The organism is Chitinophaga varians (assembly GCF_012641275.1).
Classification (GTDB): domain Bacteria; phylum Bacteroidota; class Bacteroidia; order Chitinophagales; family Chitinophagaceae; genus Chitinophaga; species Chitinophaga varians_A.
On sequence record NZ_JABAIA010000001.1, the window covers coordinates 977,988 to 989,651 of the forward strand.

The window sequence follows — 11,664 nt, forward strand, 5'->3', positions numbered from 1 at the left end:
AAATAAATGCTTATTCATCGCTTTCATCTTTGGGTGCAGGAAGATTGATAACGGGCAACTTCTCTCCCCTCGCTTTCGCGACCCGGTAATGTGACCAGTTTTCAATTTCCTGCTCTCCATAGATGATCATTCTCACAGCAACATCTTTGGTGTCCATATCTCCGACATACATTTTCTGATGATCGGGCACGGCTTCGTAACTGCTCTTCAGCTGCTCCTTATTTTCGAGTGTTGGATTGTCCAGGTATTGCTGATACGCCGTTCTGCAAACTTCGATGGAAGAAGGCTCTCCCTTTAACTCCCTGATAATGTCCCGGACTTCCAGTAATTTCTCCCGGATATCGGTGGCATACTGCTCCTTTTGGACTGTAAAGCTTCCAAGGCCATGTATGTTGACTTTAGCATGTACCGGAACTTCCGACAAAATTATTCCTTTGGTTATTAATTCCTCGAATTCTTCCAGGGTGGTGTATACCGTTTTTTCCAGACGGGACAGATGAATGGTAAGGTCGGGGAAAATGATCACTTTAACCAGGTGGTATTCCTCGCTCACTTTATAAAACAGGTGTATGCTTTCCCCGCCTATTTTTTCAGGAAAAAAATCATTGGCCGTTCTTTTTTGTTCTTTGTAAACAGTTCCGTTTGCGCTCTCTCCTATCTTAATACCATTAACAACTTTTTGCCTGTATTGGTAGATATTTTCCAGTGTTGGGTTGAGTATCCTGATCAGCTGCAACACATAGTCAATAAAACTTTCCGCATCAAACAACCAGGAACCATTGGTGATGGTCCAGCTGCCCAGTCCATGAATAGAGATAGCTTCATTGTCCGGGATATTCAACACTACCCAACCTCTTCTGACATCTTCCTTAAAATGTGCGAGATCTTCAAAGTTCCAGCAGTCTACTCTGCCATCTGCATAAACATCAATATCAACAAAAAAATAACTGCCATTACGGATAACCGCGGGAATGGAAAAGCCTTCGATCAGTTGTTTTCTGTATACGTTTGTGGTTGGGTTAATCATCTTTCTTTTCTTTTTTGAAGAAACTGGTATTCAGCTGGCTAAAGTATTCTTTTTTAGTCGTTCACACAAACGGCACCTCTTTCTTTTTCAATAATTTATTGTACTTTCGCGCCGCAATTGGTTTTTAACATAGGTTTCACGATGTTAAAATTAATAGGGAATCAGGTGTAAATCCTGAGCAGACCCGCTACTGTAAGTTCTGCAACAACACCCGGACATCTACTCGCCACTGTTTTTAGTGAATAAAAACGGGAAGGCCGTCCGAAGTGAGAACAAGCCAGGAGACCTGCCAATGCAGATAATTTTTAAAGCTTCGAGGATAGGGCTTTGAATGCAACTTGCACTGAAATTATTTCGGCGTCTTATTGTTTTCGCATGTCATCTGATAGGCTATCAAACCAGTCATTTAGTACTAGCATTTTATGAAAAAAAGCGTTTTCGCATTTGGGGCGTTCGTCGCCGTCGCATTGGTATCCTGTTCAAAAAAAGATTCTACTGAGCCTATGCCGGTTGGGACCGGAGAAGTAGCCATCATCAATGTGCTTTCTCAAAACGGTGTAGCACAGGAAGACACCCTGGTGTTTAAAGCAAAGGCGCCACAGGGCAGCACCTTCAACTGGACCGTCAACGGCAAGGGCACCACCGCTACCGACTCCATTTTTAAATTTGTATCAACGGACATGGGTGAACATATTATCGCTGTCACCGCTTCCACCAATAATAAAAAGGTCTCCTCCCAGACAAGTGTTACCGTATATGGAAAATACAAATACGGCACCTTTATTTTAAATGAGGGCAACATGACCACGGAGAACGGATCACTGATATTCATCAGTCCCAAAGGCGTAATAACGGACAGTGCTTACTTTAAGGCCAATGGCACCCAACTGGGAAACGTGGCACAAGACCTCTTCATCAGCAACAACAAAATATACATCATTTCCCAAAACGGTAAAAAGAACGCGGTAGGCGACGCTTTTAGCAACGACGGCCTGCTCGTTGTGGCCAATGCGGAAACGCTTAAAAAGGTAGCCGCCTACAACGATGAACTGGCCGCATTAAGCTGGCCTACGCATGTGGCAGTGTTAAACGAGGAAAATGTCATCATCCGTGATAACAATGGCTTATACAGATTTAATCCGATCACCAAAGCCCTCACCTTTATCAAAGGCTCCCGGTCTGCCGCCAAGCTGACCCTGGCCGTTTCCAACAATAAAATATTTGCCGCCGCCGGCTCTAAAGTATATGTCGTGGAACCGAATAAGGACACGCTCACCTATGCTTTGGATATGAAAGGGTCTGTAAGCGGTGTGGTAAGAGCCAGTGACGGTAATATCTGGGTATCCACCACCGGATCACCTGCTAAAATTTCCAAAATCAATTTCAGGGACTACTCCCTGATAAAAGCCAATGATATCATCACAGGCAGCGTGAGCGCAGGTTTTGGGGCTACGCCGGGCATCACGGCTAAGGGGGACACGCTTTATTTCAGCGGCGCCGGTACCAAAATATACCGCCACGTTTTCAGCATGGGCGCAACTGAATTTATGGCAGATGCAAAGACAGTCGTTCAGAATGCCAACATCGTATACAACAATATCGCTGTACATCCGGTCACAGGAGAAGTATACCTGAACACCATGAAGGCTTATGGCAGAGACTACCTGACTAATAATATCAGCGTGTTCAACTTTAACAATAAAGATATTTTAAGCGCTAACTATAAAGACCACACGAAATTTCCTGCTGGTATATTCTTCACCGAATCCTTTAACTAAATACACCGGATACTGAAAGAGGAGGTTGTCTTAATATTAAGACGACCTCTTTTTATTATACAAATACTTGATATCTTTATAAGGTATCTTACCCTCTGAATATAGGATACCCGACAATTATGAAAACAACAACGAAAGTTCCGCTACAGGTGATCCTTTGTATCACCCTGTTTTTTGTTGTATTGACAAGCTGCAACCATCAAAACGGACACGACAAAACGCCCGGCAATGATAGCACCGGGCTGCTGTTGTCCGAAAACAGCATGCAGGCGGACCTGTCGGTCTTATTCACGGCTTTCAAAGATATCCATCCGGCTTATGGCCTGTATACCCCGGCAGACAGCGTGGCCAAACTGTATCACAGTATTGCCGGCACCCTTCGGCAGCCGGTGTCTGAAGACGAATTTATTACCAGAATCTCCCCTTTGGTCAGTGCTTTAAAATGCGGGCATACCCAGATCAAACATTCAGCTAACTACAAGCCATACACCGGAGATAAAACATTCCATCTGCCATTCAAGGTTTTAGTGCAAGACGACAAAGCCTGGGTTACCTATCACCAGGTAGAGGCACTCCATACCGGCGATGAGCTGTTGTCCGTGAACGATGTACCTGTGGCGGACATCATTCGCCACGGCAGTGATTTATATGCTATGGATGGCAACAACCATACTTTTAAGGAACTGTTTTTAAGCGAATACGATGGGTTTGAAGATGCCTGTAATAAATGCTACCGGTGGGCGCCTCCCTACCGTATCCGTATTCGTACGAAAGATGGTAGTGAGAAAGCCGTAACAGTTGATACGGTTTCTTCCAAAATACCACAGGCAGAACCGGTGAAAGAAATTGACAGTTACAATGGGTGGGCGGTATCCGGGGCAACTGAATACCTGCCATTGCGCTATTTACCTGGCGCCTCCCTGGCCTGTTTTGAAGTCCATACTTATCAATATGAAGACACCGCCATCTATCAGAAAGCTTTCCGTGAGATACATGAAAAAGGTATCAACAACCTGATAATTGATCTGAGACACAATACCGGAGGGGATATAAGGGTGGCCGCTAAATTACTGACCTATCTCGCAGATGCACCTTTCCAAATGGTGGGAGATGTCTGGTCCAGAGTGCCTGACCCAACGAAAACAGCATTCGAACGTTACTTCAACCCTGAAATATCCAATAGTTTCACTCAAAGCTTTAAGCCGCGGGACATAAAAACAGACGGGCATTACCTTGTCGGGTTTCGGCCTGTATTTGGCGACTTGATGGGCAGCACCCGTCTTGCGCCAACTGATCATTATACGGGCAACCTGTTTGTACTGACAGACGGCGCCACGTTTTCATCCGGCGCTCATACAGCGGCGGCGATTAAACAATACTGCCGCAAAGCCGTATTCATTGGCCGCGAGACAGGAGGCGGATCAGAGGGCTGCAGCGGTGGCACCATCCAACACCTGACACTACCGAATACCGGCATACAAGTCGATTTTCCACTACTAAGACTCGTGTCTGTGCTAAAACACCCGGTGAAAGGACAGGGAATATTACCAGACAAGATAATACACCTTACACCGGCAGATGTTGTTACGCATAATGACCCTGACATAAAAGCGGCAATAGGCCTGATATCCCTTTAGACGCCATTCCATTGAACGGTTAGACAGAAAGAATCAGTTTTATCAAAACATATAAATGGCAATATCCCCCGGACTTACATTAACAGTTTTGATGTTAGTGCCTACATTTACCAGCGTTCCATTCTTACGTACCTGTTTTACGCCGGGACCACAGCGTATCGTTAAATCCATTGGTTGTCTAAAATCCCGGTTAACAATCACCAGATAGTTGGTCTTACCATTCTTTAATACAGACACTACGGCTCCCGTTCCTTTTGTAGCAAGCTGTTTAATAGGCGCAGGCAATGATTTCAACGGCACGGTTCCTTGGGGAATTGAGGCTCCTGTATGTGCCACTGATACTACTTTGGCACCAAGAAAAACACCTGATAAGTCTTTTATTTCCCGGTTAACGGCTTGCATATTGTAATAAACATCACTTCGCTTCAAGTCTCTTGTAATTGGACCATTGCGAAAATTCATACCCTCTTCATAGGGCGTACAGTAAGTAAAATACTGAATACCCTGTGCCCCATATGCCAAATTACTGAAGACCTGTAATCTCAATTGAGACAAGGTGGGTATCGGATAGGGTCCATGTGCTACTGTCAGTGCAAATGCCCAGAACGCCTTGCCGGCATTCCTTGCTTCAGCGGAAAAAATTTCCAGGTTCTCGTACCAAATATCGCGGACGCCAGTATCCAGAATGGGATAATGGTCAAATGACAACCACTGCACAGGCACTTCCCTGATAAATGCTCTCACATATTCCCGATAGCTGTCGATACCCAACTGCTGCTTCGTTGCATAATTGGGCAATAAATTCACGTAGGCAAAGTGCTTTGGATCAATACTACGTACTTTCCTCACCAATTCGGCGACCATCGGGAAATCCCTCGTGGAAGGTTCATCAAAAATATAATATCCTGCGAGCCCCGGATGATTCATGAATCTTCTTACCGTAGCCTCGGTAGCACTTTGAAGCTCAGCACACCGAACCATCAATTTCACATCCGTTTTCGCGGCAGCATCTAATGCTTTTTCAGCACTCTCCAAACTTCGATAATACATGTAAGTATAATTGGCCCCAGATGCCCTTAATTCCTGATAACGTTCCACTGAGGTTTCATCAGGGGGTATCCCATACCAGGCAACAATGGGTATTTGTGCCGACCTGCTCAATCTGCTTTGGGCAACTGCTATATTAAGGCATCCAAATATTGCACAGACAATCAAAACGAAAAATTGCTTCATTGATTATATTTTTTAAAGATAATATGTAGCACTACAAACTACAGGCCATAAGTATGCTTACTCCTGATCATCAATCATTTACTTTAAAAATGGGAAATAATCCCAAAAACATAACTATGAATCGGTATACAAGATCTGTTATCTACTACACCGATCGCCACATGACTTTATCAATACATCAATTGGTCCAAAAATGTTTTGACAATCACAACAAATCGATCCGGTTGGTCCATATGCAGGCTATGACCGGCGTTTTCCAACTGTGCCACCTGTAGCCCGGAGTTAACGCGCTGCAATGCTTCTGCAACAGTAGCAGATACCACTCCTCTGTCACCAAACAAAAGAAGGGCGGGGATATCGATCCTGCTTACCAGCTGCTTGTAATCAGGGTTGGGCGGCGTCAGCACGTCAAATGCCGCCATGCTGGTTTGAAGGCGGGCACGGGCAAACAGTTCCAGCGTTTCCGCTGACCGGTGAGGATGTCTTCTCCGGGCATCCGCAATTAATTCTTCCAGCGACAAGGCAAGTACCTTACGGTGTTGATCGGCCACATCACTGTCGCGCACTTCACGTTGTACCTGCGGGCTTAGAAATGTGGGATCAGCTAAAATTACGCCGCGAAGCAGATTGGGTTTACGGCCAGCCACCACAGCCGCCGTCATGCCGCCCATCGAATGCCCGACCAATACAGGAGCAGGCAATCCTAAAACATCTATCAAACCGGCAACGTCGCTGGCAAGATCATCATAACGGTAGCCATGGTCAGGAACACCGGAAAGCCCATGCCCGCGGGCATCGGGCATAATCACATCATATTCGCGTTCCAGCGAACGGGCCAGGCCTGTCCAGCATAAGCCATTGGTCATAAGGCCGTGCAGCAGTATCACCGGAGGCTTGTTCCCCCCTGTCCTGGTGTAGTGTATCCGGAGATTATTGGCTTTACAGATAGCGGTGCTCCAATTACTCATTGTCTGTTTTTTTCCGGTTTCATGTCGATATATCACCCTTCCATTTTTCACCATCTCTGCGGTATCAACTAATACCTCATCGCCACAGTATCACCTCAATTTTATTTCAAAGGCATCTTTAAACCCGAGGATAAATTCCCGTAACGCCGCTTCGTTGGATGAATAAGCACAGAACATACCTGCTTCCGGATCGAAACTAATCTCACCCGCCAGTGCCGGCCGTTCTGCCAAAAAACCTATTGCCAGGGATTCCCAGTCATATCCATTGCCTTCAACGCCTTCGATGCCTTCCTCTTCCCAGGTGTCAAAAATAGCAGCCTTATATTCTCCGGCATCCAGGCACACAGAAAACGTGTCTTCATATTTCACCCAAAAAAATGGTTTGATGGCTGCTTCAAAATCTTTAATGTCCATATTGTTCTAATGCTTTAAAAAGTTCTTCTCCGTTAGCTTTTATACACTCTCTGTATTCCGCCGGCATATTGTTTTGCGCGATGTCATTACCTGCCGGTGCAATGCTAAACATTTTCATTTTTTAAAGGTAAGATATTATAACGGTCATGCCTATAGCAGATTTCCATGTATGGCGAAGGCGACTGCGATAACTCCATCCATAAAGTGATCACAGCTGTGCATCCCGTCCAAAATACCTACATTGCGGGAATAACCGCCTAAAACAATAATTGCATGCCTTCAGCATCAGATGATATTATCACCGAAAGATTAACGCTCCGGTTATTGGGAAATGAAGTCAGGAACGCCTGCCTCGCCGCCGACCTGGCCAAAGCATCCCAACTGCTGGGAGCAGCTGTGCCCGAGGCTTTCCTGGAACACCCCAGCAGTCTGCAGCACGAACAGCAGCAACTGGCAGCGAACACCCACTACGCTCCCTGGTCTTCCAGGGCTATCATACTTACCGGGGAGATGAAGGCCATCGGCCTTATCCGCTTTCATGCCGCCCCTGACCTCAATGCATCAAAGGAGTATATGAAAGGCGCCGTAGAAGTAGGCTACCAGATTTTGGCGCCTTACCGGAGAAAAGGCTACGCCCGCGAAGCCGTGACAGCAGCCTTTGATTGGGCACGCACTTATTTTCATGTGAACCGTTTTATTGCTTCCGTGTCTCCGGATAATCTGCCTTCCATGAACCTCGTGCAGTCCCTTGGTTTCACCAAAGTGGACGAAGTGATGGATGAAATTGACGGTATGGAGTATGTGTATTCCTGTAATTACTAATTGCCCTTCTTATCCCCTGATAATCAAAGTCATCATTTTTGGCTGGGTGTAAAAAAGAGAGTACTTTACGCCGCCGAAAAAATAGCGTATCCTATTTTTTCGTAGAAATACATTTTTGATAACCATGCTATGCGTCCGCTGCAAACCTATGTGCAGCAGGACATATTCTTGTACGATGAAAAAAATACTGAGCATACTGCTATGTGGCAGCACATTGTTTGGAACCTTATCTGTCCTGGGCCAGGGCCAACGACCTCCCTTAAAGGAGCCTGTAAAAGTGATCCCTTCGTCCCCTGAAGCATCAGCGCTGGGGCGGTATGGGGAATGGCCGGTCAGCCTGCATACGGGCACGACCAACATCAGCGTTCCGTTTTACACGATTTCACAGCGAGACCTGTCATTGCCGGTACAGTTGTCGTACCACGCTTCCGGTATTAAAGTGGAAGATGTGGCTTCATGGGTAGGTACCGGCTGGGCACTGGAAGCCGGCGGGATGATCACCCGCACCGTACAGGGCATCCCTGACGATGAAATGAACGGCTATATGAGAACGCGTACGGAACTCGACAACTTTCCGAAAGTGTTTGACGCCAGGCAGCCCAGGGACTACAAAATTTTAAGTGAAGCCAGTCAGACCGGCGTCACACCTTATGACACAGAGCCGGACTGGTACTTCTTTAACTTCGCCGGCAAATCCGGAAAGTTCTTTATAGATAAAGACGGCAGCATGAAATCTATGCCTGTCAGCAACCTGAAAGTGGTACACTATCCTGCGTTCATTTCCGGGAATCTCAGTGAGCGTTACTGGGAAATACTGGATGACAATGGTGTTACCTATTTTCTCGGCCAGGACGGGGCACAGGAGACCACTGTTTACCAGGATGATGATAAAATGGTCCGCAGAAGCACCCTGAACGGATGGTACCTGAATAAGATCGTCTCTCCCAATAAGCAGGACAGCATTGTCTTCTCCTATGATGCCAAAAGCGAATATTACTCCGTAAAAGGCTCCCAGGCACTGGTATTGCCACAAGTAGTCCCCAACGATTTTCTGACCACGACCATGCTGGAAAATGCCGGCTTCGGATATTATGGCACTAACGGTCCGGGTGCAGCCACCAACGCCGTTAGCGGGAAAACCAGGCTCAGTGCCATCACCTGGAAAGACGGGCGGATCGACTTCTATGCCAACACAAGAAGGACGGATATTTCGGGCGTGTTACTGGACAGCATTGTGGTCCGCAATAATCAGCAGGATATTATCAACAAATATGAGCTCAAATATGATAATAACGCCTACAGGCCCTATCTGATGAGCATCGTACAACGGCCGGCACCGGAAGTGACGCAGGATTATTACTCCTTCGAATATGATAAAAACGCCATGCCGAACCGCTTTTCCGATGCGCAGGACAGATGGGGATATTATAACGGCGCCAACAGCAATACCAACCTGATCGAAAGTCATCCGGCCATGACCAAATTCCGGAATCCGTTCCCCTTAGCCAAGGCCGACAGAATCTCAACTAACCAGGCGGCCACCGGAAGCCTGACCAGGATCAAATATCCTACCGGCGGGTCCACCACCTTCACCTATGAGGTAAACCGTTATGACCGTACTGCCGAACCACCGAAGGAAATACCCGGCTATGTAGCACCCGGAGGCTTTTCCAGTACTGCTACGTTTATAGGGTCCCGGTCCACAGTGGCTGTTATTAACTCGAACGAGCGCGTAGCCGGAGCATGCCGGATGTTTATAGACGTACATAATTACACAAGAGGTGTAGAACCCGAAGATGCCTGGCTTCCAAGGTTTACCATTTACTCCATTGATAAAACGGGAAAGGAAAGCGTATTCTATACATGGAACGCCCATGACGACAAACTGCAGAGCAATCCAACCTATAACGACGATGGTACAGAAAATCTCCATCTTCAGTCAGAAGGATATTTCCCGAGTTTTCCGGAGGGTCAAATGAAATTTGTGCTGGAAATTGTCTGCATCAGAAGATTTGGAGGATGCCCAGTATACCCAAGGATGCCGGATATTTCTGTTTCCTACGAATACCAGAAGTATTATCCGCCTACCACAGAATCCCAGGCGCAGTATAATACCGCTGGTGGTATCAGGATAAAGGAAATGACCACCTATAATCAAAAAAACGAAGTACTGACTAAAAAGCAATACACCTATACGAAAACTGCTATGCAGGATGGTAAGCCACAGGAAATATCCTCTGGTACAATGATCAGCACGCCGGTCAATTACTCCATTGGCAGAAGAGCATTCTCCTGCGGACCAATGTACGATGCCAACGGGCAACAGTCCTGCAGCTTTTCCCAGATCATGGTCGGCACTTTCAGTTCCTCACCGGTAAATGTATTAGGCATGAGCGGCGGCGGATATGTAGGCTACGATAAAGTAACGGAATCTGTAGTTGACGGCAGCGGAAAGACCGGAAGAACAGATTATTATTATAGCACCGCCTCCAACGGCTACAGCAGCGTCAATATGAACGGCATCTACAATGGTTTTGAAGGAGATGGCTGGGGTCTTCAGTTCCCTTTAATTGACCGTAGTTATGCCAGAGGCCTGCTCCTGCAAAAAGATGTCATTGCCATTTCACCAACAGGTACTGAAAAAGTGGTGGAACAGGAAATCAACAAATACAATCTAAATGACCAACCGAATGATCCGAACCTCGTTACTTCCAGGTACCTGAAAGTAGTGCGCCTGGCCGACTCGCTGAAAACTTGTTGCGCCAGGACCTATACTGATGCAGAAAGAATCGAAAACAGGATCTATGAATTCGGATATAGCTACTACGATGTTAATTCACCATGGGTAACGTTGGCCAGTAAAACACTGATGAAAGACAGTGTGACGACCACCACGAACTATTTCTACAATTCTTCCAATCAGATGATTTCGAGGGAAGAACGGACCAACAGCAGGAACGAGACCGCTGTCACCAGTCTGAAATACCCGTCTGATAAAGTATGGGCTGGACAGGACCCGCAAGGAATTTTCCGGAAGATGATAGACCGGAATATGATCTTACCGGTGGTAGAGGAAGAAAATGTAGTCAACGGTGTACAACGGAGCAAAACAACCGTCAGCTTCAAAGACTGGTATAACAATGGCAGGATCATCAGGCCTGATACCGTTTTCACCTCCAATCTGGGTAAGGCCATGTATCCCGCTGTTATCTATAAATCCTACGATGTTTTGGGCAATATCAGGTCTATGAGTGCCGGTAGCAGCTTCACATCCTCCTTTGTATGGGGCTATAACGATGCCTATCCGGTCATGAAAGCCGATAACGCCGAAGCTGGTGAAATCTATTACGAAGGATTTGAAAACAGCACGCTGGCAGGCGTAGCCGCCGATGTAGCACATCAGGGGAACAGATCTTTCAGAGGCACACTGGCTATCAGTTTTGTAAAACCAGATAATAAAGAATACCTCCTCTCCTACTGGAAGTATATTGGCGGCAGCTGGAAAAAAGTAGTCCAGACTTTAACCGGTAACAATCCCACAATAAGTTCAACAGATCCTGTTGACGATATTGCCATATATCCTAAAGGAGCGATGATAAGCACTTTCAGCTATCTCCCGCTGGTAGGGATGACGTCTGAGAATTCTCCGGTCAACATCCTGAGAAAATACTCCTATGACAAACTGGGACGATTACAGATTATACGTGACGCAGATAACAGAATCCTGAAAATGCTCTGTTATAACTATTACGGACAGGCCACTGATTGCCTGCCAAAGTAGTCCG

8 protein-coding genes and 1 riboswitch are annotated in these 11,664 nt (G+C 46.4%); of the genes, 4 read left to right on the forward strand and 4 right to left on the reverse strand.

The genetic code is table 11. The annotated features are described in order from the left end of the window. Positions 1–10 precede the first annotated feature (10 nt). Entirely contained in the window at positions 11–1,027 is a 1,017-nt protein-coding gene (locus HGH92_RS03970; RefSeq protein ID WP_168869454.1) for a hypothetical protein, read from the reverse strand. Positions 1,028–1,128: 101 nt separating this feature from the next. Continuing rightward, positions 1,129–1,336, forward strand: a riboswitch (cobalamin riboswitch). A gap of 194 nt (positions 1,337–1,530) precedes the next feature. Between HGH92_RS03970 and HGH92_RS03975 the strand changes: the two genes are divergently transcribed. Continuing rightward, positions 1,531–2,805 carry a DUF5074 domain-containing protein gene (locus HGH92_RS03975; protein ID WP_211092530.1) on the forward strand — a complete coding sequence of 425 codons (1,275 nt, stop codon included), beginning with the start codon at positions 1,531–1,533 and terminating at the stop codon, positions 2,803–2,805. 119 nt (positions 2,806–2,924) lie between these two features. After that, positions 2,925–4,442 carry a S41 family peptidase gene (locus HGH92_RS03980; protein WP_168869456.1) on the forward strand — a complete coding sequence of 506 codons (1,518 nt, stop codon included), beginning with the start codon at positions 2,925–2,927 and terminating at the stop codon, positions 4,440–4,442. Positions 4,443–4,484: 42 nt separating this feature from the next. Here the strand turns inward: HGH92_RS03980 and HGH92_RS03985 are convergent, their stop codons facing one another. The 3 genes from HGH92_RS03985 to HGH92_RS03995 form a co-directional block, all read right to left on the reverse strand. Next, entirely contained in the window at positions 4,485–5,675 is a 1,191-nt protein-coding gene (locus HGH92_RS03985) for a hypothetical protein (protein ID WP_211092531.1), read from the reverse strand. Between the two features lie 170 nt (positions 5,676–5,845). Continuing rightward, positions 5,846–6,643, reverse strand: a complete 798-nt coding sequence (locus HGH92_RS03990; protein WP_168869457.1) for an alpha/beta fold hydrolase — start codon at positions 6,641–6,643, stop codon at positions 5,846–5,848. A gap of 90 nt (positions 6,644–6,733) precedes the next feature. After that, complete coding sequence (locus HGH92_RS03995; protein ID WP_168869458.1) at positions 6,734–7,057, reverse strand: Imm51 family immunity protein; 324 nt, start codon at positions 7,055–7,057, stop codon at positions 6,734–6,736. 273 nt (positions 7,058–7,330) lie between these two features. Here HGH92_RS03995 and HGH92_RS04000 point away from each other — a divergent pair, with 273 nt between their 5' ends. Both HGH92_RS04000 and HGH92_RS04005 read left to right on the forward strand, forming a co-directional pair. Beyond that, complete coding sequence (locus HGH92_RS04000; protein ID WP_168869459.1) at positions 7,331–7,879, forward strand: GNAT family N-acetyltransferase; 549 nt, start codon at positions 7,331–7,333, stop codon at positions 7,877–7,879. A 175-nt stretch (positions 7,880–8,054) separates the two neighbouring features. Beyond that, complete coding sequence (locus HGH92_RS04005) at positions 8,055–11,660, forward strand: hypothetical protein (protein ID WP_168869460.1); 3,606 nt, start codon at positions 8,055–8,057, stop codon at positions 11,658–11,660. Positions 11,661–11,664: the final 4 nt, after the last annotated feature.

Bases quoted from the DNA above. Each gene is read 5' to 3' on its own strand.
- HGH92_RS03985 (WP_211092531.1), bottom strand. From the start codon at position 5,675: ATGAAGCAATTTTTCGTTTTGATTGTCTGTGCAATATTTGGATGCCTT.
- HGH92_RS03980 (WP_168869456.1), top strand. From the start codon at position 2,925: ATGAAAACAACAACGAAAGTTCCGCTACAGGTGATCCTTTGTATCACC.
- HGH92_RS03970 (WP_168869454.1), bottom strand. From the start codon at position 1,027: ATGATTAACCCAACCACAAACGTATACAGAAAACAACTGATCGAAGGC.
- HGH92_RS03990 (WP_168869457.1), bottom strand. From the start codon at position 6,643: ATGAGTAATTGGAGCACCGCTATCTGTAAAGCCAATAATCTCCGGATA.
- HGH92_RS04005 (WP_168869460.1), top strand. From the start codon at position 8,055: ATGAAAAAAATACTGAGCATACTGCTATGTGGCAGCACATTGTTTGGA.
- HGH92_RS03995 (WP_168869458.1), bottom strand. From the start codon at position 7,057: ATGGACATTAAAGATTTTGAAGCAGCCATCAAACCATTTTTTTGGGTG.
- HGH92_RS04000 (WP_168869459.1), top strand. From the start codon at position 7,331: ATGCCTTCAGCATCAGATGATATTATCACCGAAAGATTAACGCTCCGG.
- HGH92_RS03975 (WP_211092530.1), top strand. From the start codon at position 1,531: ATGCCGGTTGGGACCGGAGAAGTAGCCATCATCAATGTGCTTTCTCAA.